At 72.2% G+C, this 25996-nt stretch carries 25 protein-coding genes; 12 read left to right on the top strand and 13 right to left on the bottom strand.

The window, feature by feature from the left end; all coding sequences use genetic code 11:
* Positions 1-21 precede the first annotated feature (21 nt).
* Positions 22-459, top strand: a complete 438-nt coding sequence (locus ACZ66S_RS22415) for a MarR family winged helix-turn-helix transcriptional regulator (protein WP_469903274.1) — start codon at positions 22-24, stop codon at positions 457-459.
* 174 nt (positions 460-633) lie between these two features.
* Here the strand turns inward: ACZ66S_RS22415 and ACZ66S_RS22410 are convergent, their stop codons facing one another.
* A complete protein-coding gene (locus ACZ66S_RS22410) occupies positions 634-2256 on the bottom strand; it encodes a peptide-N4-asparagine amidase (RefSeq protein ID WP_469903273.1) in 1623 nt (540 codons plus the stop codon).
* A 306-nt stretch (positions 2257-2562) separates the two neighbouring features.
* Between ACZ66S_RS22410 and ACZ66S_RS22405 the strand changes: the two genes are divergently transcribed.
* The 4 genes from ACZ66S_RS22405 (at position 2563) to ACZ66S_RS22390 (ending at position 7402) form a co-directional block, all read left to right on the top strand.
* Positions 2563-4509, top strand: a complete 1947-nt coding sequence (locus tag ACZ66S_RS22405; RefSeq protein WP_469903272.1) for an ABC transporter transmembrane domain-containing protein — start codon at positions 2563-2565, stop codon at positions 4507-4509.
* Positions 4506-6287 (top strand): ABC transporter ATP-binding protein, encoded by a 1782-nt coding sequence (locus ACZ66S_RS22400; RefSeq protein WP_469903271.1) that lies wholly within the window; start codon positions 4506-4508, stop codon positions 6285-6287. Before ACZ66S_RS22405 ends, ACZ66S_RS22400 begins: the two co-directional genes overlap by 4 nt.
* Positions 6288-6583: 296 nt before the next feature.
* Positions 6584-7054 carry a DUF5709 domain-containing protein gene (locus ACZ66S_RS22395; RefSeq protein ID WP_469903270.1) on the top strand — a complete coding sequence of 157 codons (471 nt, stop codon included), beginning with the start codon at positions 6584-6586 and terminating at the stop codon, positions 7052-7054.
* An 84-nt stretch (positions 7055-7138) separates the two neighbouring features.
* Positions 7139-7402, top strand: coding sequence for a type B 50S ribosomal protein L31 (locus ACZ66S_RS22390; protein ID WP_469903269.1), 264 nt, complete (start codon positions 7139-7141; stop codon positions 7400-7402).
* Positions 7403-7509: 107 nt separating this feature from the next.
* Here the strand turns inward: ACZ66S_RS22390 and ACZ66S_RS22385 are convergent, their stop codons facing one another.
* Positions 7510-8304 (bottom strand): metal-dependent hydrolase, encoded by a 795-nt coding sequence (locus tag ACZ66S_RS22385; RefSeq protein WP_469903268.1) that lies wholly within the window; start codon positions 8302-8304, stop codon positions 7510-7512.
* A 145-nt stretch (positions 8305-8449) separates the two neighbouring features.
* Here ACZ66S_RS22385 and ACZ66S_RS22380 point away from each other — a divergent pair, with 145 nt between their 5' ends.
* Both ACZ66S_RS22380 and ACZ66S_RS22375 read left to right on the top strand, forming a co-directional pair.
* Positions 8450-10963: a DEAD/DEAH box helicase gene (locus ACZ66S_RS22380; protein WP_469903267.1), complete on the top strand. Its 2514-nt coding sequence runs from the start codon at positions 8450-8452 to the stop codon at positions 10961-10963.
* Between the two features lie 37 nt (positions 10964-11000).
* Positions 11001-11867: an acyl-CoA thioesterase gene (locus tag ACZ66S_RS22375; RefSeq protein WP_469903266.1), complete on the top strand. Its 867-nt coding sequence runs from the start codon at positions 11001-11003 to the stop codon at positions 11865-11867.
* A gap of 1 nt (position 11868) precedes the next feature.
* Here the strand turns inward: ACZ66S_RS22375 and ACZ66S_RS22370 are convergent, their stop codons facing one another.
* Positions 11869-12750 (bottom strand): DUF6397 family protein, encoded by an 882-nt coding sequence (locus tag ACZ66S_RS22370; protein ID WP_469903265.1) that lies wholly within the window; start codon positions 12748-12750, stop codon positions 11869-11871.
* Positions 12751-12873: 123 nt separating this feature from the next.
* Complete coding sequence (locus tag ACZ66S_RS22365) at positions 12874-13287, bottom strand: roadblock/LC7 domain-containing protein (protein WP_469903264.1); 414 nt, start codon at positions 13285-13287, stop codon at positions 12874-12876.
* 94 nt (positions 13288-13381) lie between these two features.
* Here ACZ66S_RS22365 and ACZ66S_RS22360 point away from each other — a divergent pair, with 94 nt between their 5' ends.
* A complete protein-coding gene (locus ACZ66S_RS22360; RefSeq protein WP_469903263.1) occupies positions 13382-13810 on the top strand; it encodes a PPOX class F420-dependent oxidoreductase in 429 nt (142 codons plus the stop codon).
* A gap of 30 nt (positions 13811-13840) precedes the next feature.
* On the opposite strand, the gene ACZ66S_RS22355 is transcribed toward ACZ66S_RS22360, so the two are convergent.
* The 5 genes from ACZ66S_RS22355 to ACZ66S_RS22335 form a co-directional block, all read right to left on the bottom strand.
* Positions 13841-14446 carry a GTP-binding protein gene (locus ACZ66S_RS22355; RefSeq protein ID WP_355749842.1) on the bottom strand — a complete coding sequence of 202 codons (606 nt, stop codon included), beginning with the start codon at positions 14444-14446 and terminating at the stop codon, positions 13841-13843.
* Positions 14447-14575: 129 nt separating this feature from the next.
* Complete coding sequence (locus ACZ66S_RS22350) at positions 14576-14989, bottom strand: DUF742 domain-containing protein (RefSeq protein WP_469903262.1); 414 nt, start codon at positions 14987-14989, stop codon at positions 14576-14578.
* Positions 14990-15011: 22 nt separating this feature from the next.
* Positions 15012-15485: a roadblock/LC7 domain-containing protein gene (locus ACZ66S_RS22345; protein ID WP_469903261.1), complete on the bottom strand. Its 474-nt coding sequence runs from the start codon at positions 15483-15485 to the stop codon at positions 15012-15014.
* Positions 15482-18007: a sensor histidine kinase gene (locus tag ACZ66S_RS22340; protein WP_469903260.1), complete on the bottom strand. Its 2526-nt coding sequence runs from the start codon at positions 18005-18007 to the stop codon at positions 15482-15484. The genes ACZ66S_RS22345 and ACZ66S_RS22340 overlap by 4 nt, the downstream gene beginning before the upstream one ends.
* A 64-nt stretch (positions 18008-18071) precedes the next feature.
* Positions 18072-18845 (bottom strand): MHYT domain-containing protein, encoded by a 774-nt coding sequence (locus ACZ66S_RS22335; RefSeq protein WP_469903259.1) that lies wholly within the window; start codon positions 18843-18845, stop codon positions 18072-18074.
* Between the two features lie 151 nt (positions 18846-18996).
* On the opposite strand from ACZ66S_RS22335, the gene ACZ66S_RS22330 reads away from it, so the two are divergent.
* Positions 18997-19596 (top strand): class I SAM-dependent methyltransferase, encoded by a 600-nt coding sequence (locus ACZ66S_RS22330; protein WP_469903258.1) that lies wholly within the window; start codon positions 18997-18999, stop codon positions 19594-19596.
* Between the two features lie 6 nt (positions 19597-19602).
* Here ACZ66S_RS22330 and ACZ66S_RS22325 read toward each other — a convergent pair whose 3' ends face one another.
* Positions 19603-20358: an alpha/beta fold hydrolase gene (locus tag ACZ66S_RS22325; RefSeq protein ID WP_469903257.1), complete on the bottom strand. Its 756-nt coding sequence runs from the start codon at positions 20356-20358 to the stop codon at positions 19603-19605.
* Between the two features lie 105 nt (positions 20359-20463).
* On the opposite strand from ACZ66S_RS22325, the gene ACZ66S_RS22320 reads away from it, so the two are divergent.
* Positions 20464-20988 carry a PadR family transcriptional regulator gene (locus tag ACZ66S_RS22320; protein WP_469903256.1) on the top strand — a complete coding sequence of 175 codons (525 nt, stop codon included), beginning with the start codon at positions 20464-20466 and terminating at the stop codon, positions 20986-20988.
* Here the strand turns inward: ACZ66S_RS22320 and ACZ66S_RS22315 are convergent, their stop codons facing one another.
* On the bottom strand, positions 20989-22350 hold the full coding sequence (locus ACZ66S_RS22315; RefSeq protein ID WP_469903487.1) for an FAD-dependent oxidoreductase: 1362 nt from the start codon (positions 22348-22350) through the stop codon (positions 20989-20991). It abuts the gene before it with no gap.
* A gap of 351 nt (positions 22351-22701) precedes the next feature.
* On the opposite strand from ACZ66S_RS22315, the gene ACZ66S_RS22310 reads away from it, so the two are divergent.
* Positions 22702-23001, top strand: a complete 300-nt coding sequence (locus ACZ66S_RS22310; RefSeq protein ID WP_469903255.1) for a hypothetical protein — start codon at positions 22702-22704, stop codon at positions 22999-23001.
* A gap of 136 nt (positions 23002-23137) precedes the next feature.
* Positions 23138-24250 (top strand): hypothetical protein, encoded by a 1113-nt coding sequence (locus ACZ66S_RS22305; RefSeq protein ID WP_469903254.1) that lies wholly within the window; start codon positions 23138-23140, stop codon positions 24248-24250.
* Positions 24251-24302: 52 nt separating this feature from the next.
* Here the strand turns inward: ACZ66S_RS22305 and ACZ66S_RS22300 are convergent, their stop codons facing one another.
* Positions 24303-24485: a hypothetical protein gene (locus tag ACZ66S_RS22300; protein WP_020137233.1), complete on the bottom strand. Its 183-nt coding sequence runs from the start codon at positions 24483-24485 to the stop codon at positions 24303-24305.
* 157 nt (positions 24486-24642) lie between these two features.
* Complete coding sequence (locus tag ACZ66S_RS22295; protein ID WP_469903253.1) at positions 24643-25701, bottom strand: fatty acid desaturase family protein; 1059 nt, start codon at positions 25699-25701, stop codon at positions 24643-24645.
* Between the last annotated feature and the right edge of the window lie 295 nt (positions 25702-25996).

Below are 25996 nucleotides of genomic sequence, written 5' to 3'. Positions count from 1 at the left end.
AGGTCCTGATATTGTTCCCGCATGACCACGCCGGATTCCGACAGCCTGCTCGCCGAGCAGTTGCTCAGGCTCACGCGCCGGGTGCACCGCATCCAGAAGCGCCAGCTCCATGAGCGCGGTCTCGGTGTGACCCCGGCCCAGTCCCGGCTGCTGCGCACGCTCGCGCACTGGGAGACTCCGCCCCGCATGGCCGATCTCGCGGAGCGGCTGGAGGTGGTGCCGCGCGCGGTGACCACGCTCGTCGACGGACTGGAGGCGAGCGGCAAGGTGCGCCGGGTGCCCGATCCGGCCAATCGCCGGGTGATCCGCATCGAGCTGACCGAGGACGGCCTCAAGACCCTGCGGGGCCTGCGGGACGTACGCCGGGCCGCCGCGGAGGAGATCCTCGCCCCGCTCACGGACGAGCAGCGGGACGTCCTCGGGGGGCTGCTGGACACGTTGGTGGACGGGCAGTACTGACGAAGACGCCGTGGCGGGAGGGGCGGACGGGGCCGTTCCGCGTACGGCGGCACGGACCCTCCTTGAACGAGGGGTGCACTTGCTCGCCCTGGAGGGCCCGTCGATCACGCGCCGGACCGTCGCGTTTCGGACAGGTGCATCACGTCGCCGGTGACACAGTGCGCACAACTCGCCTCAGCAGCCGTTGGTCTCCTCGGTCACCACGCCCTGGGCGGTCGCCACGGAACGGTCGTAGCAGCCGCCCGAACCGCGGATCCGGTAGCGCTCGCTGCTCGTCCCCACCGCGTGCCGCTGGTCGCGCGGAACGTTGATCGTGTACGTGGCGTCGCCGGTGTAGGTGTCGTCGAGCCGGTACCACCCGGTGCGGTGGCCCGCCCGGGTCACCGTGACGTCGGCGCGGTCGCCGAGGGTCAGCACGGTGCGCAGCCGGTCGCCCGCGCCGATGGTGGTGGTGCCGTCCATCGTGTACGTGCGGTGGGCGCGGGTGGTCCTCGCCGGACCGCGACCGTCGACGGTGACCGACTCGTCGTCCGTCCAGATCGCCTTGAGCGCGTCGGGGTTCTCGCCGTCGGCCCAGCGGTGGGTGGAGGTGTTCGTGAGCGAACGGCGGACGGTGGTCGTGACGCGGCCGTGCGAGGTGTCGACGTACCCGGCGACGGTGAGCCGGTGGTCGCCCCGGGTGTCCACACCGTGTTCCGAACCGGGCGTGTACGTCGAGGAGTTGGCGAGTTCGCCGCTCGTGTGGGCGGTGAGCCTCCCGGGGACGTGCGCCCGCCCGGCGTCCTGCCAGACGAGGACGTTCACGGGGGTGCTCCAGCCCGACTGGCCCTCGGGGACACCGGCCACCACGACCTCCACGCGGTGCGGGCGCCCGTCGTTGAGGATGCCGGCGAAGGGCGTCAGGTCGTACTCGATCGGCTTGACGTCGAAGGCGCGGGGGCCCGGAACGACGTACCAGAGGAAGGGGTTGGACCAGCCACCGGTCCACACGGTCGGGAACGGGGCCGCTGTCCCTGCCAGTTGACCGTCCACCTTGATCTGCACCTCGCGGTAGGGGCCGCCGTCGGCCTGACAGGAGTACGGCGCGTCCGAGGGCACGGCGAGGTACCAGTACTCCTCGCAGCCGCCGCCCGAGCCGGTGGCGTACACCTCGGCCACGACGCGTTCGCTGTTGCGCGGGGTGGTGAGGGTGTGGTCGTCGAGCGTCAGCACCCGGTCCGGCACCGAGGCGGTCTCGCGCCCCGGGTAGAAGGTGAGCGTGACCTTCACGTCGATGATCCCGGTGTACGTGTCGTCGACCACGTTCCCGATGAGCATCTCCACGTCGTGCGCCCGGCGGAAGGTGTCGCCGTAGCGCGTGACGTCCTTCTCGACGGACCACTCGATGCCGTCGGGCGAGGGCTGCGGTGTGGACGTACGGAAGATCTCGACCCCGCCGACGTGCAGATACCCGAGCCGGTCGTACTGCCGCCCCTTGACCTTGCCGTCCATCCGCAGCACGACCTTGCCCCAGCGGTCGCCACACCCCTCGGGCGGGGCGTAACTGCCCCTGTACGGGGTGAAGTCACGGAACTGCGCCTGGGCGAGCGTGACGTGGCACGACCGGCCCGAGGGCCTGGTGACGGGCGGGGCGGCCGTGACCGGGTCGTGCCAGTCGGTGCCGAACTCGGCGGGAACGACGGCCTGTTGGGGCGCTGGGGGTGTGGCCTGCGCGGACCGGGCGGGTGCCGCTCCGAACAGGGTGCCCGCCAGGAGGGTCGCTCCGGCGAGCATGGACATGGCGATCCGTCTCTTCATGGCCGTGTTCTACGGCGAGACGGGCACGTCCCGCAATGACGCCTCCGTCCCGCACGCCTCTTCGGGGGCAGGCGGGCCCGTACGGCGCGCTGCTCTTCGGCGGCAGCCGGGCCCGTCCGGCACCTGCTCTTCGGTGGCAGCCGGGCCCGTCCGGCACGTTTCCCTCGGGCGCAGCAGGATCTGTGCGATCCGGCGGAAAACCTGTTGCCTCCGACCACGCTCTGCGGCGAACCTTTCACGGTTTGCAGCCGCTGTGTGCGGCTCCCTCCCACCCCCCTGACACGAGCCGCTGGGACGTCACACGTCATGCAGATCCAAGACCTTCCCTATCCCGACCCGGGAGTGCCGGACGCCCGCTCGGGCTCCCGGTTCCTGTGGTGGCTCTTCAGGAACCAGTTGGGCGGACAGCTCAAGTCACTGGCCTGGGGACTGCTGCACTTCCTCTCCGTCTCCGCGCTGCCCCTGTGCGTCGGGGTGGCCGTCCAGGCGGTCGTCGACCACTCCGGGCGCCGACTCGCCCTCGCGGGCGGCCTGCTGGCCCTGTGCTGCCTCGGCAGCGCACTCGGCGACACCTTCCTGCACCGCACCGCCGTCACCAACTGGATCACGGCCGCCGCGCGCGTCCAGCAGTTGCTGGCGCACAAGGCCGCCAACCTGGGCTCGGCGCTGACCCGGCGGGTCGCGGCCGGCGAGGTCGTGGCCGTCTCCACCGGCGACGTCGAGAAGATCGGCTGGTTCGTGGAGGCCTGGTCACGGTTCACCGCGGCGGCGGTCACCATCGTCGTGGTCTGCGCCGGGCTGGTCGTCTACCAGCCGGCGCTCGGCACAGTGGTCGCCGTGGGCCTGCCGGTCCTGGCCCTCGCGGCCCTGCCGCTGCTCCCCCGCGCGACCCGACGCGCGGACTTCCAGCGCGAGAAGGCCGGCCGGGCCACCGAACTGGCCTCCGACACCGTCGCCGGGCTGCGGGTGCTGCGCGGCATCGGCGGCGAGGAACTCTTCCTCGACCGCTACCGCAGGGCCTCCCAGGAGGTCCGCCACGCGGCGGTGCGCAGCGCCCGGATGTGGTCCCTGATCGCCGCGATCCAGGTCCTGCTGCCGGGGCTGCTGCTCATCGCGGTCGTCTGGTACGGCGTCCGTCTGGCCCAGCAGGGCCGCGTCGAGATCGGCGAACTGGTCGCCGTCTACAGCTCGGTCATGATCCTGACCTATCCGCTGCGGCACTTCGAGGAGATCGCCATGGCGTACTCCTTCTCCAGGCCGTCGGCGACGCGGGCCGCCCGGGTGCTGTCGCTGGCGCGGGCCACGTCCGCCGAGGGCTCCCGGGACCGGGGCCGCGACGCAGACGGCCCGCCGAGCGGGGACCTGTACGACCCGGTCACCGGTCTGCTCGCCCCCTCCGGCCGGCTCACCGCGGTGGTGTGCGGCGACCCGGACGCGGCAGGGCTGCTCGCCGAACGCCTCGGCGGGCACCCCGCGGAGCCGGGCACGTCGGTGCGGCTGGGCGGGGTGCCGCTGGACGAGCTGCCCCTCGGCTCGGCGCGCACGGCGGTCCTGGTCCAGGACAAGGACCCGGTCCTGCTCTCCGGAACCCTGCGCGACCTGCTCGACGTGCCCGCCTCGGGTGACGTGGACGCCGAGGCGGCGCTCGCGGCCGCGCAGTGCGCGGACGTGCTGGCTGCCCTGGTGCAGGGTTCCCTGGGCGCCGAGGACCCGATGGACGCGCGCATCACCGAACGCGGGCGGTCCCTGTCGGGCGGCCAGCGCCAACGGCTCGCCCTGGCCCGGTCCCTGTTCACCGACCCGGAGGTGCTCGTCCTGGACGAACCCACCTCCGCCGTCGACTCCCACACCGAGGCACGGATCGCCCAGGGGGTCCGGGACCTGCGGGCCGGGCGCACGACCGTGGTGTTCACCTCCTCGCCGCTGCTCCTGGACCACGCCGACCGCGTGGTGCTGGTGCACGAGGGTGAGGTCGCGGCGGTCGGCGTGCATCGCGAACTGGTGCGCAAGGAGCCCCGGTACCGGGTGGTCGTCACCCGCGAGACGGAGGACGAGACCGCGACTGAGGGCGTGCCGCACGACCGACAGGCACCGAACAAACAAGGCGTACGGAACGAGCGGGACGTGGTGCACGGGCAGGACGTGGCGCGCGGGCAGGACGCACTGCACGAGCAAGACGTACTGAACGAGCGAGAAGTACTGAACGAGCGAGACCTGTTGCACGAACTGGAAGAGATCGAGGAGAGCGCATGATCGGCGTGGCGCCACCGGCGTACGACCCGGCGGCACCGACAACGGCCACCACCCTGCCCGTCGGGGCCACCGCGACCGTCCGCGCCTACGTGGCCGAACTGTTCCAACGGCACCGCCGCGCCTTCGCGCTCCTCGTCGGCGTCAACACCGTCGCGGTGGTGGCCTCCATGGTCGGTCCGTGGCTCCTCGGCGACCTCGTCGAGCGGGTGTCGGACGGGGCCCGGGAACTCCATCTGGAGCTCACGGCCGGACTGTTCGTGATCGCACTGGTCGTTCAGGCCCTCTTCGTACGGCAGGTGCGGCTGCGCGGTTCGATGCTCGGCGAGCGCATGCTGGCCGACCTGCGCGAGGACTTCCTCGTCCGGGCGGTCGGCCTCCCGCCGGGCGTCCTGGAACGGGCCGGTACCGGTGACCTGCTGTCCCGGATCACGACGGACATCGACCGGCTCGGCAACGCGATGCGCGAGGCCGTGCCGCAGCTCGCGATCGGCGTGGTGTGGGCGGCCCTGCTCCTCGGCGGGCTCGTGATCACCGCGCCGCCCCTGGCCGCCGCCGTGCTCCTCGCCCTGCCGCTGCTGGTGATCGGCTGCCGCTGGTACTTCAGGCGGGCCCCCTCGGCATACCGCTCGGAGGCCGCCGGGTACGCCGCCGTGGCCGCCGCGCTCGCGGAGACCGTGGACGCCGGACGCACCGTCGAGGCGCACCGGCTGAGCGCACGCCGCATCGAACTGTCGGAACGGCGGATCAAGGAGTGGACGGCCTGGGAGCGGTACACGCTGTGGCTGCGGTCGGTGCTCTTCCCGTGCATCAACGTCAGCCACGTCATGATCCTCTCGTCAGTGCTGATGGTCGGCGGGGTGTTCGTCCTCCAGGGCTGGATCGGGGTCGGTCAGTTGACGACCGGCGCCCTGATCGCACAGATGCTGGTCGATCCGGTCGGGCTGATCCTGCGCTGGTACGACGAGCTGCAGGTGGCCCAGGTGTCGCTGGCCCGGCTGGTCGGGGTCCGGGACATCGAGCCGGCCGGCGGTGACGCCGAACTTGCTCCCGAAGGGCGGGACGTCCACGCCGACCGGGTGCACTTCGGCTACCTGGAGGGCGTCGACGTACTGCGCAAGGTGTCCCTGGAGGTCCCGCCCGGCACCAGGCTGGCGCTGGTCGGCCCCTCGGGCGCCGGCAAGTCCACCCTGGGCAGGCTGCTGGCCGGCATCTACGCGCCCCGGGACGGCCGGATCACGCTCGGCGGGGCCGAGCTGTCCCGGATGTCCGCCGAACGGGTCCGTGAGCACGTCGCCCTCGTCAACCAGGAGCACCACGTCTTCGTGGGCTCCCTGCGCGACAACCTCCTGCTCGCCCGGACGGACGCCACGGACGCCGAGCTCTGGGCGGCCCTCGGCGCGGTCGACGCGGACGGGTGGGCACGCGCGCTCGACGACGGCCTCGACACCGAGGTCGGCTCCGGCGGGCTGACCGTCACCCCGGCCCAGGCCCAGCAGGTCGCACTGGCCCGCCTGGTGCTGGCCGACCCGCACACGCTGGTCCTGGACGAGGCGACGTCGCTGCTCGATCCGCGGGCGGCGCGGCACCTCGAACGCTCCCTGGCCCGTGTCCTCGACGGCCGCACCGTGGTCGCCATCGCCCACCGCCTGCACACCGCCCACGACGCCGACGTCATCGCCGTCGTCGAGAACGGCCGCATCAGCGAACTGGGCAGCCATGACGAGCTCGTCGCGGCGGATGGGGCGTATGCGGCGCTGTGGAGGTCCTGGCACGGGTGAGGGGTGGAAGTGGGGGTGGCGTGGGGCGTCGGCCCACCCCGGCCCGTCCGAACCGACGCAGCTCACCCCCCTGCCCCCCGATCTCCGGCCCCCTCCCCACCCGCTCCCGCCGCCGCGGCGCCCGCGCTGGCGTTGCGCAGTCCCGAGCGGGGGTGGAAGGCTGGACAGCAGCACCGGCTCAGGGAGCGCCCGCGGACGGTACGGTTCGACGGTGGGCGCGGCGAGTGCCCCGTGAGGCCGTGGTCCGCCCCGGGCCGCGGGAGGACCGGGCCCGTCCCCTTCACCTGGAGGTACCCGTGGACAGCTCCGACGGATGGGGAGACGACGTCTACCAGCCCGACGGCTCCGAGATCCAGGACGACGCGGGACTGCTCGACGCGGAGGACACCCTGGATGACGACGGGGTCGGCGACCCGCTCGACCGCGGCTGGTCCCCGCCGGAGCGGCCGTGGGCGGTGGAGCACGACGGTGTGACGGCCGCCGAGCGCCGGCAGGGCGAGACCCTGGACCAGCGGCTCGCCGAGGAGACGCCCGACCTCGCGCCGGTCGACGGCGACGGCATCGGTGACTGCGACGGCACCGACGGCGAACTCCTGGACAACGAGGTCGGCGCGATGCGCTCCGGCCGTCTCGTGGCCCCCGACGAAGGGGCGCACGAGGACGAGGAGAGCGCGCTGGTCGCCACGGACGTGGGCATCGACGGTGCCGCCGCGTCCGCGGAGGAGGCCGCCATGCACATCGTCGACGAGGAGTCCCTGCCCGGCTGACCGGCGGGGCCGCCCGGAGGTTCCCGCACCACCCCCCACCGCCGTACCGCCCCCGCCGTACGACGCGTCCCCGGAGGAGCATCCATGCAGCAGGACAAGCACCCCGACTACCACGAGGTCGTCTTCCGCGACCGCTCCGCCGGCTACGCCTTCCTGACCCGGTCGACCGCCACCAGCGACCAGACCATCGAGTGGGACGACGGCGAGACGTACCCGGTGGTGGACGTGGAGATCTCCTCCGAGAGCCACCCCTTCTACACGGGCAAGGCGCGGACGGTGGACTCTGAGGGACGCGTGGCCGCCTTCGAACGGCGCTACGGAGGCGGGACCGGGACCGCTCAGGGCTGACAGGTAGCCCCCATGCCCCGGCCGACGCCCCGGTAGGCGCCTCGGCCGACGCCCCGGTAGGGGCCACGGTGGGCGCCCCGGCCCGCGTCCGGGCCCGTGCCCTGGCCTCAGATGAAGTTGAGGGCCGCCGCGCAGCCCACGCCCCCGAGCAGCATGAACGCCGGCATGAGCACCTTCAGCTCCACCCAGCTCCCGGCCCGGAACCGCATGATCTTCGGCGGACCGATCGGGTACCAGCGCTTGCGGCCCACCGGGATCGGCCACAGGATCGGGCAGCCGGAGACCGTCAGCGCGTCCCCGATGTCGTGCACGAGCGCGCCCAGTACGACCGGCAGTCCCAGCCACAGGTACTCCTGGCCCGGCTGCGTGAACAGCCAGTCCGAACCGTTGCCCGGCTTGTCCAGGACGCCCGCGATGATCCACGCGCTGGTCGCGGCCAGCAGCCAGACCAAAACGTCCGCGCTGGAGCCCCGGGTCGCGCGCCACAGCAAGCCCTCGATGGCCAGCACCATGTGCACGAACAGGATCGCCAGCACCGCCCAGCGGCCACCGGTGATCGCCGCCACCGAGCAGCCCGCACCGATCAGCACCGCCCACAGCCAGGTGTGGGTGAGCGTGCGGTGCCCGCCGGAGCGACGCGGGTCCCCCTGCTTCTTGGTGGCCTTGTAGACGGCGTACGAGAGCTTGTCGACGATCTCGCACAGGGCCCGCGAGATCGGTCCGAAGGCCCGCGAGATCGTGGCCGCCTTGTGGTCCAGGTCGGGGGCGAGCGCGGCACCCGCGCAGATCAGGGCCCCGGCCAGCAGGACGGGCCAGGGCATGGTGTGCCCCGAGGCGGCGGCAGCCGCTCCTATGCCCAGCCAGGCCGCGGCGCCCGACAGTGAGTGTGCTGGTCCCATCATCGGCGTTGCCCGCCCCATTCCTCGTGTGCCACTGTCCAGTTGACCGGCGCCGCTGACGCTTCGTCGGCGACACAGCGTACTGGTCGTGATCTTCGGGCTCGCATCCGATTCCCCCCTCGGGCATCCGGGCAGGCAAGATGGGTGGGTGACCCTCATCGATCAGCTCCCGCCGACCGCCGATCCCGACGCCCTCTACGAAGCCTTCGAGTCGTGGGCCCAGGAGCGGGGTCTGACGCTCTACCCCCATCAGGAGGAGGCGCTGATCGAGGTGGTGTCCGGCGCGAACGTGATCGTGTCGACGCCCACCGGCTCCGGCAAGAGCATGATCGCGGCGGGTGCGCACTTCGCCGCCCTCGCCCGTGACGAGGTCACCTTCTACACCGCGCCCATCAAGGCGCTCGTGTCGGAGAAGTTCTTCGAGCTGTGCAAGATGTTCGGCACGGAGAACGTCGGCATGCTGACCGGCGACGCCTCCGTCAACTCCGACGCCCCGGTGATCTGCTGCACCGCCGAGGTGCTGGCGTCGATCGCGCTGCGCGACGGCAGGAACGCGGACGTCGGCCAGGTCGTCATGGACGAGTTCCACTTCTACGCCGAGGCCGACCGCGGCTGGGCCTGGCAGATCCCGATCCTGGAGCTGCCCCAGGCACAGTTCGTCCTGATGTCGGCGACGCTCGGCGATGTCGCGATGTTCGAGAAGGACCTGACCCGGCGCACCGGCCGGCCGACGTCGGTGGTCCGCTCGGCGACCCGTCCCGTGCCCCTCTCCTACGAGTACAAGTTCACCCCGCTCACCGAGACCCTGACGGAACTCCTGGAGACCAGGCAGGCGCCGGTGTACATCGTGCACTTCACGCAGGCGCAGGCCGTGGAGCGGGCGCAGGCGCTGATGAGCATCAACATGTGCACGCGCGAGGAGAAGGAGCAGATCGCCGACCTGATCGGCAACTTCCGCTTCACCACCAAGTTCGGCCGCAACCTCTCCCGCTACGTCCGGCACGGTATCGGCGTCCACCACGCCGGCATGCTGCCCAAGTACCGGCGTCTGGTGGAGAAACTCGCCCAGGCCGGTCTGCTCAAGGTCATCTGCGGCACCGACACCCTCGGCGTCGGGGTCAACGTGCCCATCCGCACCGTGCTGTTCACGGCGCTGACCAAGTACGACGGCAACCGCGTCCGTACCCTGCGTGCCCGCGAGTTCCACCAGATCGCCGGCCGCGCGGGCCGGGCCGGCTACGACACGGCGGGCTTCGTCGTCGCACAGGCCCCCGAGCACGTCATCGAGAACGAGAAGGCGCTCGCCAAGGCGGGCGACGACCCGAAGAAGCGCCGCAAGGTCGTCCGCAAGAAGGCGCCCGAGGGGTTCGTCGCCTGGTCGGAGAACACCTTCGAGAAGCTGATCGCCTCCGAGCCGGAGCCGCTGACGTCCCGGTTCCGGGTCACCCACACCATGCTGCTGTCGGTGATCGCCCGGCCCGGCAACGCCTTCGCGGCGATGCGGCACCTCCTGGAGGACAACCACGAGCCGCGCAAGCAGCAGCTCAAGCACATCCGGCGGGCGATCGCCATCTACCGCTCGCTGCTGGACGGCGGCATCGTCGAGAAGCTCGACGAGCCCGACGCCACCGGCCGGATCGTCCGTCTCACCGTGGACCTCCAGCAGGACTTCGCGCTCAACCAGCCGCTGTCCACGTTCGCGCTCGCCGCGTTCGAGCTGCTCGACCCGGAATCGCCGTCCTACGCCCTGGACATGGTGTCTGTCGTGGAGTCCACCCTGGACGACCCGCGGCAGATCCTCGTGGCCCAGCTCAACAAGGCGAAGGGCGAGGCCGTGGCCGCGATGAAGGCGGACGGCGTCGAGTACGAGGAGCGCATGGAGCGCCTCCAGGACATCACGTACCCGAAGCCCCTGGAGGAGCTGCTCTTCCACGCGTACGACACCTACCGCAAGAGCCACCCCTGGGTCGGCGACCATCCCCTCTCCCCGAAGTCCGTCATCCGCGACATGTACGAGCGGGCGCTGACCTTCACGGAGTTGGTCTCCCTCTACGACCTCGCCCGCACCGAGGGCATCGTCCTGCGCTACCTCGCGAGTGCCTACAAGGCGCTCGACCACAACATCCCGGACGACCTCAAGTCCGAGGACCTGCAGGACCTGATCGAGTGGCTCGGCGAGACGGTCCGCCAGGTCGACTCCAGTCTCCTGGACGAGTGGGAGCAGCTCGCCAACCCGGAGGTGATGACCGCCGAGGAGGCCCAGGAGAAGGCCGACGAGGTCAAGCCCGTCACCGCCAACGCGCGCGCCTTCCGCGTCCTGGTCCGCAACGCCCTGTTCCGCCGCGTCGAACTCGCCGCCCTCGACCAGGTCGAGGAGCTCGGCGAGATGGACGGCGAGGCCGGCTGGGACGCCGACGCGTGGGGCGAGGCGATGGACAAGTACTGGGACGAGTACGACGACCTCGGCACCGGCCCTGACGCCCGCGGCCCCAAGCTGCTGCGGATCGAGGAGGAGCCGCAGAACCGGCTGTGGCGCGTCCGGCAGACCTTCGCCGACCCGAACGGCGACCACGACTGGGGCATCAGCGCCGAGATCGACCTCACCGCCTCCGACGCGGAGGGCCGCGCGGTCGTCCGGGTCACCGCTGTCGGGCAGCTCTGAGCCGGCGGCCAGTTGTGAGCCAAGGAGAAACCCACCCATGACGAACCCGGCCGAGAGGCTCGTCGACCTGCTCGACCTGGAGCAGATCGAGGTCAACATCTTCCGCGGCCGAAGCCCGCACGAGTCCCTCCAGCGGGTCTTCGGCGGCCAGGTGGCGGGCCAGGCGCTGGTCGCCGCCGCCCGGACCACGGACGGCGAGCGCCCGGTGCACTCGCTGCACGCGTACTTCCTGCGTCCGGGCCGGCCCGGCGTTCCGATCGTGTACCAGGTCGAGCGGGTGCGGGACGGGCGGTCGTTCACGACTCGCCGGGTCACCGCCGTGCAGCAGGGCCGCACGATCTTCAATCTCACCGCCTCCTTTCACAAGCCTGAGGAAGGTCCTTTCGAGCACCAGCTCCCGCCCGCGCGCAAGGTCCCGGACCCGGAGTCCCTGCCGAGGGTCGGCGACGAGATCCGGGAGCATCTGGGCGAGCTGCCCGAGCAGTTGGAGCGGATGGCGCGCCGCCAGCCCTTCGACATCCGGTACGTGGACCGGCTGCGCTGGACCGCCGAGGAGGTCAAGGACGCCGAGCCGCGCAGCGCGGTGTGGATGCGCGCGGTCGGGCCGCTCGGGGACGACCCGGTCGTGCACACCTGCGCGCTGACCTACGCGAGCGACATGACGCTCCTGGACGCCGTCCGCCTCCCGGTGCAGCCCCTGTGGGGCCCGCGGAGCTTCGACATCGCGTCGCTGGACCACGCCATGTGGTTCCACCGTCCGTTCCGCACGGACGAGTGGTTCCTGTACGACCAGGAGTCGCCGATCGCGACGGGCGGACGTGGGCTCGCCCGTGGCCGGATCTACGACGTGGAAGGACGGCTGCTGGTCTCGGTCGTCCAGGAGGGGCTGTTCCGCCCGCTGTAGCTCAGGCGCTTCTGCGGCGGAGCCAGCCCAGCAGTCCGCGGGACGGTGCCGGGAGTGCCGGTTCCTGCGCCGGCGGGGTGGCAGGTGTCTGTCGGACCGCCGGTCGTGGTGCGGGACGGAATCGCCGCGCGTCCTCGAGGGCACGGTGCAGTTCGGTGCTCAGCCAGGCGATCTCGGCCGGGTCGTCCGCCGTCATGATCTTCTCGACGAGCTGCCCGGCGGGGGTGCCCTGTGCCCCGTGCGCCGGTGGTCCCGGCCGGAAGCGGCTGAGATGGGACCGCTCGTAGGGGTCCGGGACGAGCTGTGCGACCCGGACGGGGTCGAGGAACGCGGCGAGGACTCCGGCGCTCGCCCAGGGGTCCTCGGCGAGCCGCAGGAGGAAACCTCGGTGGCGCCCGCGCCAGTTGCGGGCGCGCAGGTCCACGCCCTCGTCCAGCAGGTCGCGCAGGCTCTCGGGCATACGCCGTGCGGTCAGCAGTGCGGTGTTCTCCTCGACCCTGACGAACTCCTCGAGTTCGTCGACCAGATACAGCCACACGACGGCCCGGTACCGGTTCAGGTAGAAGCGCACCGGTGAGAACAGGCCGAGGCGGGCGAGGCGTGTGAACCTGCCGACGGGGATGTCCATGGCCTTCGCGCCCTCGGTGGTGCCCACGACCCGTACGCGGTCACGCAGTGCGTCGGGGAAGCCGTCGGTGGCCCGCAGCCGGTCGACCTCGGACCGCGCGACGCGTCGGCCCCCTCCCCCTTCGTCAGGGACCGTCCGGATCTGGCCGAGGTGGACCGCGAGGTCGAACTCGCTGCGCTTGAGGCCCAGTTCCCGCGCGGCGCGGCTGGAGGTGTAGGCAGTCCGCTGCAGTTGGGTGATGGTGCTGCTCGCCATGCTCGCTCCCCCGTGGAGTCGGCGCTCACGCTGTGTACGCTCGCTGTGACAGAAACCGTAGCCGGTGGGACGAGATGCGTGGGGAGCCTGTGGATAACTCCGAGGGACTGAAGAACGCGCAGGTCAGAGCTCTGGCGCCGGGCTCCGCTCGGGGCGGCGGGCGTCCACGTCGAGGTGTTCGCCGACCCGGTTGACGAGCAGCGTCATCTCGTAGGCGATCCGGCCGATGTCGGCCTCGGAGCCGCTCAGCACGCACAGGCAGCTTCCGGTGCCCGCCGCGGTGACGAACAGGACCGCGTCGTCGAACTCGATCATCGTCTGGCGTACCTGGCCTGCGCCGAAGTGCCGTCCCGAGCCCTTGGCGAGGCTGTGCAGTCCGGACGAGACGGCGGCGAGATGGTCCGCGTCCTCGCGGCGCAGTCCGGTGCTGGCGCCGGTCACCAGCCCGTCGTTGGACAGCACCAGTGCGTGCCGCACGTGCTCGACGCGCTCGGTCAGATCGTCCAGCAGCCAGCCGAGCCCCTGCTTCTGCGGCATGTGTCCCGTCTCCCCGTGTGACGTCTCCTCCTGCCCGGAGGATCTCCCAGCAAGCCTTCCCCACGACCGTCAACGGGGCAAGGAGAATGGGGACATGGCACAGAAGATGACCGATGAGCAATGGCGGGAGTTCGTCTCGCACGGCACCCGCACCGGCAAGTTGTCGACCGTCCGGGCCGACGGAAGTCCGCACGTGGCCCCGATCTGGTTCGTGCTCGACGGTGACGACCTGGTGTTCAACACCGGGAAGGCGACCGTGAAGGGGCGCAACCTGGCGCGGGACGGCCGTGTCGCGCTGTGCGTGGACGACGACCGGCCGCCCTTCGACTACGTGGTGCTGCAGGGCCGGGCGCTGCTGTCCGAGGATCTGGACGAGGTCAGGCACTGGGCCGGCCGGATCGCGGCGCGGTACATGGGTGAGGAACGGGCCGAGGAGTTCGGCGCCCGCAACGGCGTTCCGGGGGAACTGCTCGTCCGTGTGCGGATCGACAAGGTGCTGGCGGAGAGGGCCGTCGCGGAGTGACGTGCCGGTGGGCCGGTCCCTCGCCCGTGGTCAGCCCACCGAGTCGAGCAGCCGGGCGGTGTGCATCCGCCCGGCGTACTCGACCAGCCGGATCAGCACCTCCTTGCCCGAGTCGCGGTCCCGTGCGTCGCACAGCACCACGGGCGTGCCCTGGTCGAGGTCGAGGGCGCGCGAGACGTCGTGGGCGCCGTAGGTGCGGGCGCCGGCGAAGCAGTTGACGGCCACCACGAACGGGATGTGCCGGTGCTCGAAGTAGTCCACGGCCGGGAAGCAGTCCTCCAGGCGCCGGGTGTCCGCGAGGACGACGGCACCCAGGGCCCCCTGTGACAACTCGTCCCACAGGAACCAGAAGCGGTCCTGGCCCGGGGTGCCGAAGAGGTAGAGGGACAGGCCGGAGCGGATGGTGATCCGCCCGAAGTCCATGGCGACGGTGGTGGTGACCTTCTGGTCCACACCGTCGGTGTCGTCCACCAACTGGCCTGCTTCGCTGAGCAGTTCCTCCGTGCGCAGCGGCCTGATCTCGCTGACCGCGCCGACCAGGGTGGTCTTGCCCACGCCGAACCCGCCGGCGACCAGTATCTTCAGCGCGAGGGCGGTCGGCTCGCCGCCCTGGGCGTCGGAGTTCTCGGAGACCATCGATCACTTCTCTCGGGAGGGCCGGCGACGGGCGGCGACGTCGGTACGGGGTCGCGAAGGCAGCATCATGACAACTGGAGTCCCCCTTCGGGGGGTTGGACCGCTTATTGCCCGGTTCTGAGCGTTCATCTACAGCGCCCGCAGTCCTTCGATCACCTCGCGCAGAATCCGTTCGTCGGGCAACTGCGCGGGTGGCACCGGACGGCTGACGGTGACGCAGCCGAGTTCCAGGAGGTCTCCCAGGAGCACCCTGACCACGCCCACGGGCAGGTCGGCGCCCGCGGACAGCTCCGCGACCGACTGCGTCTCGGTGCGGCACAGGTCGACCAGGGCCCGGTGTTCCGGCCCGAGCGCCGTGTCGTCGCCGGCCCCGGGCGCGCCGACGTCGAGGGTGACGAGGGCGATGAGGTCGAAACGCACCCCGGTGGGGCCGGGCCGGGTGCGGCCGCCCGTCATCGCGTAGGGGCGGACGAGGGGTCCTGCCTCGCCGTCGTACCACTGGCTGCCCTGTTCGTACGGGACGCCCGCCATGTCCTCGGTCATCTCAGCCGACCGCCCTTCCCTCTCATCCGGCGGCGGGTGGCCGCGCGCCCACGCGCGGCGGCGTGTAGAGGTGCTCGCCGACCCGCTTGACCAGCCGTGCCATCTCGTAGGCGACCAGGCCTATGTCCGCGGTCACCGCGGTGAGGACGGCAAGACAGGAGCCGTCTCCCGCGGCGGCCACGAACAGGAAGCCGTCGTCCATCTCGACCATGGTCTGGCGCACTCCTCCGGCACCGAAGTGCCGGCCCGCGCCCTTGGCCAGACTGTGGAAACCGGAGGAGACCGCGGCGAGGTGTTCCGCGTCCTCCCGGCGCAGATCCGTCGAGGCGCCCACGGCGAGGCCGTCGTTGGAGAGCACCACGGCATGGCGTACCTCGCTCACGCGCAGCACCAGGTCGTCCAGCAGCCAGTCGAGCTCGCCGGACCTGCCCCATTCCCGGCCGCGCTCGCGCGGGGGGATCCCCATGTCGGCCCTCGTGCTCGGGTCCTGGATCATCCTCGGTCTCCTTCGCTGCTGTCTCTGCCCGCTGGGGAATCTGGGGTGGCGCCATGGCCCGGCTGCCTGCCCCCGCCGCGCGCCCAGCCGTCCCGGTACGCCGCCATCCGGTCCCGGACGGCCTCGGGTGTACGGCCGTCGTCGTCCCGGGCGGCGGCCGCCGGGGCCGGCTCCTCGGAGCGCTGCTCGCGCAACTGGGGAGCGAGGTTCGCCTGCCGTACCCGGCGGGGAAGGTCGTCGGCCTCCTCCGGTTCCTCGGGCGGCCGGTGCAGACGCAGGGCCGTGACTCCGGAGGGCGGCGTGTCGGACCTTCCCCGGTCGGCCGCGGCGGCCAGGGGGGCCACGAGGGCGGGCCGTTCGGACGGGGCAGGCACGGACTCCTGTTCCCGTTCGGTGGCGGCCACGCGCGCGTACTCGCGTTCCGTGAGCCGTTCGTGGTCCGCGGCCCGGGCGGGGGAACGTTCCGCCGCCTTGATGTGCAGCAACGCCGTGGGCAGCAGGACGACGGCGGTGGTGCCGCCGTAGGGCGAGGTGCGCAGGTGCACCTTGATGCCGTGCCGGGCGGCGAGTCTGCTGACCACGAACAGGCCGAGCCGGTCGCTGTCGAACAGGTCGAGCGCCTCGGACTGCTCGATACGGCGGTTGGCCTCCGCGAGGGTCTCCTTGCCCATGCCGAGGCCGCGATCCTCGACCTCGACGGCGTAGCCGTTGCCGACGGGTTCGCCGGTGACGCGCACGCGCGTGTGGGGCGGTGAGAACTGGGCGGCGTTCTCGATGATCTCGGCCAGCAGGTGGGTGAGGTCGGCGACCGCGGCGCCGACGACGGACGCGTCGGGCAGTTGGCGCACCTCCACGCGCGCGTAGTCCTCGACCTCGGAGACGGCCGCGCGGACGACGTTGGTCAGCGGGACCGGCATGCGCCAGCCGCGGCCGGGTGCCGCTCCGGAGAGGATGATCAGGCTCTCCGCGTGGCGGCGCATGCGGGTGGTGAGGTGGTCGAGCCGGAAGAGGTCGCTCAGTTCGTTCGGGTCGTCGGAGCGGCGTTCCATGCTGTCGAGCAGGCTGAGCTGGCGGTGGACGAGGATCTGGCTGCGGCGGGCGAGGTTGACGAATACCCCGGAGATGCCGCTGGCGAGCTCGGCGCGCTCCACCGCGGCCCGCAGCGCGGCGCGGTGCACGGTGGCCAGGGCCTCGGCGACCTGGCCGGTCTCGTCCTCCGAGGGCGGGCCGGGCGGGGCCTCGGACCGGATGTCGATCTCGTCGCCCGCGCGCAGCCGCTCCATGGCCTCCGGGAGTTTGCGGCGGGCGATCTCCAGGGCGCTGTTGCGCAGGCTGACGAGCTCGACGACGAGTCCGCGGCCGATGCGCACCGAGATGACGAGGGACGCGGCGACGGCGATCAGGCCGAGCAGGACGGCGGCCCCGGCCGGGGTGAGCAGTCCCCGGGTGAACGGGTCGGCGCGGTGGGCGACGCCGCTTCCCGCTGACCGTTCGACGGCCCGCATCCCGTCCTGCACGCGCGTGTGTGCCGTCTGCCAGGTGCCCTCCGGCGTTGACCGGACGGCGCGGACGCCGGGGGCGGCGGCCAGGACCCGGTCCTCGGCGGCGGTCACGGTGGCGTAGGCGGCGCTGCCGACGACCTTCCGCCAGGCGACCCGGTCGGAGCCCCGCAGGTCGGCCACGGCGCTCTCGGTGAGGGCGCGTCGGGTGTCGACGGCCCCGGTGAACAGCCGCAGCCGCTCTCCGGCGAGGACGCCCGACAGCCGTGCGCTCGCCAGTACGGCGTCCTCCTGGGCCAGCGACTCGCCCGCGCGGGAGAACTCCAGCAGCACGCGTGCGTCGGAGCCGACTTCGGCGTCCTGGATGCCGGTGAGGGCACCGCCCACCGCGAAGGCGCCCGCGATGCTCCTGGTGTAGCGGCCGTACGTCTCGTCCCATCCGGCGCTGCGGTCGAGCACGGCGGCGCGCGCGGAGCGCAGTTGTTCCGCGCCGCTCACGAAGTCCTCGAGCCGCCGGGCGACCCCGGCGGGCAGTTCCTCGCTGTCGGCGACCGTGTTGTCGTCGCCGAGCCGCAGTCGTGCCACGGCCTCGTCGGTGCGCCCGGCGAGCCTGCGGAGGTCGTCGCTGCGCGCGGCGGACGGGTCGGTCGCACAACGGACGGCGGCGGCACGTTCCGTCTGGAGCGCGGTCACGGCGGCGGCGAGGGGTGAGCGGACGGCCTCGTCCACGCGCTGCAACTGCCGCAGCCGGGACACGTCCTGGGCGGTGCTGACGGTGGCGTACGCCCACAGCGCGAGCAGGGAGACCACCGGCACCATGAGCAGGCAGACGATCTTGGCACGGACCGTGCGGGGGCGTATCCGCCAGTGTCCCGCGCGCGCGGGTATGTCCTCGGCCGGGGGACCGACGGGGTCGTCCAGGTTCTCGTCGGCCGGTGGTCCGGCGTGGGCGCGACGCCCGCGCGCGGGTGTCTGCTGCGGTGTCTCGGCACCGGCTGTGGGGTTCCTGCGCGGTGTACGCATGGCCTCCTCGCTCGGGGAGTGGTTCGGGGGCGTGTCGTCGGGCCGTCCGGGCCCGGATCCGCCGCTAGGAGGGGACGCTCTCGACCGTGCGCTGCGCCGATGCGGAGGCCTCGCGCTCGCCCGAGGTGGGCGACAGCGCGACGAAGGCCGAGGTCAGGAACAGGTAGGAGCCGAGCCCGACGGCGAGCGGGAAGATGAACTGCATCGCCGTCGCCCCGGGCAGGACGGCCCCGGAGGGCGAGACCCGCACGCTCACCGCGAACATCCCGGTGTAGTGCATGCTGCTGACCGCGGCGCCCATGATGAGCGAGGCGATCGTGACGGCCACGGGCGACTTGATGTTGAGCGCAGCCCACAGGGCCGCCGTCGCCGCGACGACGGCGATGAGGACGGAGAGTCCGACGAGGACCGGGTCGTAGTGGACGCCGCCGTGCAGCCGTACCGCCGCCATGCCCAGGTAGTGCATGCTCGCCACGCCCAGGCCGGTGGTGAGTCCGCCCAGGAAGAGCGCGCGGGCCCGGTCGCGGCCGTAGCCGACCGCGAAGACGCCGACGGAGACGACGACCATGGCGACCAGGAGGCTCGCGATGGTCAGCGGCACGTCGTAGCGGATGTCGGTACCGCTGACGCTGAAGCCGAGCATGGCCACGAAGTGCATGGTCCAGATGCCGGTCCCGATGGCCGAGGCCGCGGTGACGAGCCAGTTGCGGCGCGACCGTCCGGTGGCGGCGAGGGCGCGCACGGTGCAGCGCAGCCCGAGCGCGGCGCCGATGCAGGCCATGACGTACGAGAGTGCGGGCGTGAGCCAGCCCAGGGCTGCGTGGTCCAGGTGTCCCATGGCCAGGGGACGCTAGGGGGGCAGGGGCGCACAAAGAGGGCGCATTTCGAAAGGTGTTGCAATATGGCGCAGAGATGCGTCGGAACGATCGCGTCAGGTTCGAACGTGTGCGCCCGGTCGTCATCCGTGTCGGTGAGGGATCATGCGGAGCATGAGCGACGACCACACACACGTCCAGGAGTTCTTCTCGGCCCGGGCCGCCGACTGGGACAGCCGGTTCCCGGACGACGGCCCCGCCTACGCCGCCGCGGTCGCGGAGCTCGGTCTGCGCGAGGGCGACCGGGTGCTCGACGCCGGCTGTGGCACCGGACGCGCCCTGCCACCGCTGCGGGCGGCCGTGGGGCCCTCCGGAGTGGTCGTGGGGGCCGATCTGACCCCGGCCATGCTGCAGGCGGCCGTACGGGCGGGCAGGGACCGGGACGGGCGGCTACTGCTCGCGGACGTGGCCGCGCTGCCGCTCCGCTCCCGGTCGCTCGACGCCGTCTTCGGGGCGGGACTGATCTCCCACCTGCCGAGCCCGTCCGAGAACCTGCGCGAGTTGGCCCGGGTGGTGCGGCCCGGCGGCGTCCTGGCCCTGTTCCATCCGATCGGCAGGGCGGCGCTCGCCGCGCGCCAGGGCCGTCAGGTCACCCCGGAGGACCTGCGCGCCGAGCCCAACCTCCGTCCTCTGCTGGCCGGTTCGGGATGGCGCGTGCGGTCGTACGTCGACGCCGACGACCGTTTCCTGGCCCTGGCCGTCCGCGCGGACTGAACGCGGTCACTCCTTCCCGGCGACCACCGCGGCGAAGGCGTCCGGGTTGTCGAACATGACGTTGTGCCCGGCGCCGGGGACGGTCACCACGCGGACTCCTGCCGCCTCCAGCGCCTCCCGCCCCGCCAGCTCGCCACTGAGCTCGCCCTGGAGGTACACGCGCTCGATCGGCAGTCCTTCGAGGATCGCGCGCATCATGGGCGCCGATCCCCGCCTGAGTCCGGCCGCGCTGCGGTGCAGGGCGCGGGGGTCGGCCAGGCGCATGGTCGCCGCCCACAGCGGGCCGACCTTGTCGAGCACGCGCGCGTGGGCGCCTGCCACGAAGTCGTCCTCCTCATAGGCGTCGATCCAGGTGCTGCCCGCCGTCTCCGGAGGTGCGGCGTCGAGGTTGGCCTCCGTGAGGACCAGCCGCGAGACGAGCTCCGGTCTGCGGTGGGCGAGCACGAGCGCGACCGACCCGCCCATGCTGTGCGCGACGAGTTCGGCACCGGTCAGGCGCGCGGCGTCCAGAACGGCCGCCAGGGCGTCCGCGTGGTCCTCCAGCGTGTAGCCGAAGTCCTCGGGGCGGTCGCTCGTGCCGTGTCCGGGCAGGTCGACGAACAGGCTGCGTCGGCCCGCCAGTTCGGGCCGGGCCGCGATGTGCGCGTGGTAGACGGTCGAGACCGCTCCCAGACCGTGCACGTACACGCGTGCCGGTTCCGCACCGGGCGCCTCGGTCCAGCGGACGCGGCTTCCCCTGCCGTCGAACTCGGCCTGCCTCATGTGCCCTCCCTCGGCTCGTCACTCGACGATACATCGTCACCGATGTATTGCGAAGTCGTAGTAATACGACAGGGAGGTACAGCGTCGGTGCGGCAGAATGCGTGCATGCTGGAGCTCGCCATCCTCGGATTCCTCTACGACACCCCGCTGCACGGCTATGAGCTGCGCAAACGCATCGCGGCGCTGGCGGGTCACGTGCGTCCCGTGGCCGAGAGCACGCTCTATCCGGCCATCAAGCGGCTGGAGAAGGCGGGACTGCTGGCGCGCACGACGGAACCCGGCGCCGTGGCCGCACCCCGCCATGTCCTGACCCTGACCGACGAGGGCCGCCAGGAACTGCGCCGCCGGCTCGCCGAACCGGCAGCACGCGACATCACCGACGAGAACCGGTGGTTCACGGTCCTCGCCTTCCTGCGGCACCTGGACGACGCGGGCGCGCAGACGGCCGTACTACGGCGCCGGCTCGCCTTTCTGGAGGAGCCCGCGAGCTTCTTCTACGAGGGCGACCGGCCGCTGAGCGCCGAGGAGTTGGACGATCCGTTCCGGCGCGGGGTGCTGACCATCGCCCGCGCCACGTCCCGGGCCGAGCTCGGCTGGCTGCGGGAGACGATCACGTCGCTCTCCGCATGATCAGGACACCGGGGACCCGGGCTTTTCCGGTGTCGCCGGCGGCTCGGTCGGCGTCGGCGCGGGCGGGCCGAAGAGGACGGCCCTCGCCACGGGCGGGGCGAACAGGGCGGTGACGGGCTCGGAGAGCGTCAGGACGGCCCGGAAGGCCCGCCCCACGACGGGGTCGCCGGGGGCGCGCTCCTGGACGCGGCCCAGGTACCACCCGGCGAACCGGTCGGCGGGCCTGCCGTCGGTCGCGGTGCCCACCGCCCCCGGCATCTTGCGGTCCGCCCCGGCGGAGATGTCCCACGCGAGCCGGGACGCGTCGAGGAGCGCCTGCTGCACCCGCCGCGTCGTCGGCGTCCGGCGCCGGTCGGCCAGCGCCTCCCGCAGGGCGACCGCGCTCATCGCGGCGACGGCCATGCCCTGCCCGTAGATCGGGTTGAAGGTGCACAGGGCGTCGCCGGTGGCGAGGAACCCTGCCGGACGGCCGGGGAGGTCGTAGCGTCGGCGGATGTTCGCGGTCCGCCGGTAGCCGAACGCCGGGGACAGCGGTTCGGCCTCGTCCAGCCACCGGTGCAGGAGCGGGTGCGGCAACCGCTTGGCGTACGTCACGAACTCGTCGTCGCCCGTGGGCGGTTCGTCGCCGCGGAGACCCGAGACGATCACCAGGTGGCTGCCGTCCTCCAGGGGCAGCGCACCTCCGGCGTGCACCTGCTCGGGGTCCGGATAGGCGTAGTAGCCGCGGGTGTCGCCGTCGAGGGCGCCGTTCGTGGCCCGGTAGACGCGGGAGGCGTAGGCGAGGCCCGTGTCGATGGTCTCCTCGTGCGGAGGCTCGACGCCGATCGCCGCGAGCCACTGCGGGGCCTTGGTACCGCCGCCTGAGGCGTCCACGACCAGATCGGCCTCCAGGGGGCGGGGCTCCGCACGGGTGCCTCCGGAACGGTCCCGCACCAGAACGCCACGCACGCGTGTGGCGTCACCGAGGAGTCCGACGACGCCGGTCCCCTCCAGGACGCCGATCACCGGGTCGGCGAGGACCCGCCGCCGCACCAGTTCCTCTAGCTGCGCACGGGAGCCGGTGTAGATGTGCGTCGTCGCGGACACCCGCCGGAACCAGCGGCCGCTCTGCCACAGCACCATGTCCTCCGGCATGCCCACCCGGGGCGCGCCCGCCTCCTGCAGCTCCGTCAGGAACCCCGGCAGGAGCGACTCCAGGGCCGTCTGGCCGCCCTTGAGCAGGACATGCGGGTGGCGGCCCTGCGGCACGCCGGGCCGTGGCTGTGCGCCCTCCGGGAAGCGGTCGCGCTCGACGACGGTCACCCGGTCGACGTGCCCGGCCAGGACGTGGGCCGCGAGGAGCCCCGCGAGGCTCCCGCCCACGACGACGGCATGCCGTCCGCCCCGGCCGCCGCCCACTCCCCAACGGTCCTTCCCTGCGGCAGAGTTCACCGGTCCACTCCCCTGGTCGCCTTGTCGCGAGAGAGCTCAAGTATCCCGTGCCGCCGAACGGGTTGACCGTTTTCCGGCCCTTTTGGACGACGGCGAACGGAGGCGGACGGCGGCCCGCGTACCCGTGCACCCGTGCACCCGTGCACCCGTGCACCCGTGCACCCGCGTGGACCGCACCGTGGCGCTCAGGCCCTCTTCTGCCGTCAGGGCTGCGACCTTACGTTGAGGAGCGGAGGACGAACGTGCGGCAGGATCACGTCACGCAGGGGGAAGGTGGTCGGCATGTGGGACAGGTTCCGCAGGTCCGGTACCAGAATCGTCAAGTCGTTGCGCACCGAGCCGGCCGCCGGTGGCCGGGAGGGCCGCCCGCACAATCTGTTCGAGGCGGCCGCCGCGTACGTCTCGGCCTGCGCCGAGGACGACCAGGACCGGATCGACGAGGCCTCGGCCTGGGTCTCGCCGGAGGCGCTGTCGTTCGGGGTCAACGAACTCGCGTGCCGTGCCGTCATCGCGCTCGCGCGGGAGCGCGACGAGTCCCCGCGTACGGTGGCACGGGCGCTCCTCGGACTGCCGACGGCCTGAGCGGTCGGCGAAGGGTGGTCGATTCGCCCCCGTCCAGCCGGAAAACTGCAGCTCCGGGTGTTCTTGGAGGCCGTGACAAGCGCCTTCCCCGCACACTAGGGTGCGCGCCGTTGGACGAACCGATGGGGAGGCTGGGATGGCCGGGACGGACGAGGACGCCGTCGCCGCCGAGGACGACGCGCTCTATGTGCTGACGGCGGTGCTGCTGACGCCGGCGAAGTTCCCGAGCGTGCTGGGCGACGACTACCCGGAGGCCTGCGCGGCGCTCGGTCTGGCACCGCTGGCCGACGGGTACGGCCTGGTGCTCGGCCAGGACGGCAGCGGCGCCAGGTGGACCGTCGTGATCGACGACGTCTCGCTGGTCGCCGTCGCCATCGCGTCCTGGGACTGCGGCATGGAGTACGACCTGTCCCCCGACGAGCGCACGGTTGTGGCCGCCCTGCCCGGCTGGCCGCTCGCGGTCGCCGTCGCCGCGCCGGGTGTGCCGGCCCCGCACGACCCCGATCCCGAGATCGCCGACGGGCCACTGCTGGCGCCGCCGGACACCTCCACGTGGGGATCCGCCCAGCGGCGCCTGGGCGCCGACGAGATCGCCCTGCAGTGGGCGATGTGGCGGGAACAGATCGACGACGCGGCCTTCCCGAGCCCCAACGGCGGGTCCGCGGTGGGCGCCGGGCCGGTGAACGGCGAGAAGGGCGCTACGACGGACGGCGTCCCTTCGGGCGACGGCACCACGGGCGGCGGAACCACGGACGGCGGCGCGTCGGACCGCGATGTCTCCGTCCGGGGTGCCTCGGCCGACGATGTCTCGCAGGGCGGGCGCACGGGCGATGAGGCTGCGGAAGACGGGGTTCCGGGAGGCGGGACCCCAGAAGACGGGACGTCGGGAACCGGGACTTCGGGCGACAGGTCCGTGAGGGACGGCGCCGCGGGTGACAGCGCCGGGGGCTCCGGGGCGGCCGGGAAGCCTGCCTTCAAGGGACACAGCGGCGTCCGGCGCGTCCTCGCCGAGGCCCGCGCCTACGTGGATTCGCCGCCTCCCCTCGGACGGGTCCGGTCGTCCTTCGCCTCGGGCGACGCCCGGACGCTGCGCGCCGACGGCCCCGGCTGGTCACTGGTGGCCAGGACCGACGACATCGCGTTCGTGCTGCTCGACGACGAGCCCGGCGAGGTGCTGCCGGTGGGCCGGGGCCCGGAGCTGCCCGGACTGCTGGCAGCGCTCGACAAGATGGCCGTACGTCCTAGCTGAGCCCGCCGCGCCGCACCGTCCGGGCCGCCGTCTCCCGGCCGGTGCGGGTGCGTCAGCGGCCGAGTTCCTTGCGGGTGACGCGGCGCAGCCGGCGCCGCTGTGAGGGGTCCAGGGTGAGGTACGCGGCGGCCGGGACTCCCAGGACGATCAGGAGTGCGGCCCACCAGGGCAGCCAGATCAGCAGGAGCAGTCCGACCGCCACTCCCCCCGCGGCGATCTTCGCGTTCTTCGACATGTGCGTCGCCTCCTTCGCGGCGGTTGCCGCTCTCTGTGCGAGAGACGGATCCGCTCTCTGTCCAGAGAAACGGGTCCGCGCTTCCCGCGGTTCCGAACCGCGACCCTGAGACATCCCTGAGACCTGGCCCCTGAGACGCCCCGGGGTGCGCGGCCTCCTAGCGGTCCGCCCGCAGCGGCTCGCCGACCTCGTGCATATGGCTCAGGGCCTGCCGGTAGGAGTCGACGAGCCCTGTCTCCGTGTAGGGGATACCCAGTTCCCGGCAGTGGGCCCGCACCAACGGCTGCGCGAGGCGCAGATGGGGCCGGGGCATGCTGGGGAACAGGTGGTGCTCGATCTGGTAGTTGAGGCCGCCGAGGAACCAGTCCGTGAGGGTGCCGCCGCGGATGTTGCGGGAGGTGAGCACCTGGCGGCGCAGGTGGCCCCAGGGCTCCCCGTCCGGGTCCGGCATCTCCATGCCCTTGTGGTTCGGGGCGAAGGCCATCCCGAGGTGCAGTCCGAACAGCGCCTGGTGGAGCGCGCCGAAGGCGAGCGCCTTCCCGGGGGACATGGTGGTCAGCAGCAGGGTGGCGTAGGCGGCGACGTGGAGCACCAGGAGCGTGCCCTCGACGGCACGCTCCCCCGGTGCCTGTCGGCGCAGGTCCCGGAAGCCCTGGATCTTCAGGGCGACGCCTTCGAGGAGGGTGAGCGGGAAGAACAGCCAGGCCTGGTGGCGGGTGAGCCAGCGCCTGAAGCCGGTGCGCCCCGTGGCCTGTTCGCCGGTGAAGACCAGGATGTCGGCGGCGACGTCGGGGTCCTTGTCGATGTGGTTGGGGTTGGCATGGTGGCGGTTGTGCTTGTGGTTCCACCACGAGTAGCTCATCCCGAGCAGCAGGTTGCCGTGGACGAGACCGATGAGGCGGCCGGTCGCCTTGTCGCCGGTGATCTGCGCGTGGCCGGCGTCGTGCCCTATGAAGGCGGTCCGGGCACCGAACACGGCGAGGAGCGGGGCCAGCAGCAGGGTCCGCCAGGAGTCGCCGGACAGGGCGACGGCCGTGACGATTCCGGCGAGGGCGAGCGTGTTGACGGCGACGGCCCGGGCATACCAGCCGTGCCGACGCTCCAGGAGCCCCTGCCCCTTCACCGCGCGGAGGAGGGGCGCGAACTCGCTTCCGCCGGGCGGGGAGCCGGACGTACCGCGCGGCTGGGGTACGACGGTTGCGGCACTCAGGGACATGTCCGGACTCCGGCTCTCTCAGAAAACGTGCTGACCTGAGGAAACGTACGGTTCGGTGACGTGTCGCGACCATGCGGCAACCCCCCGTGTGGCTGCGGGGGCCAGCACCGGGCAGGCAGGGGGGTTGACAACACCCCCGCGCGAGCGTGACGCAGAGCACGGCCTGAGGGGTCCGGAGGTGAGGTACCCTCGACCACTCCGACGAAGTAGTCAAGTTTGAGGAGTCCCGCGATCTCTGGTCAGAGGTTCCCCGCGGTATCACCGTCCGACATCGCCGAACTGGCGTCGTGCTGCG

The organism is Streptomyces sp. NPDC107471 (assembly GCF_055582845.1).
Note: the sequence above shows the minus strand (reverse complement) of the source record. Positions and strands in the feature narration are given on the sequence as shown.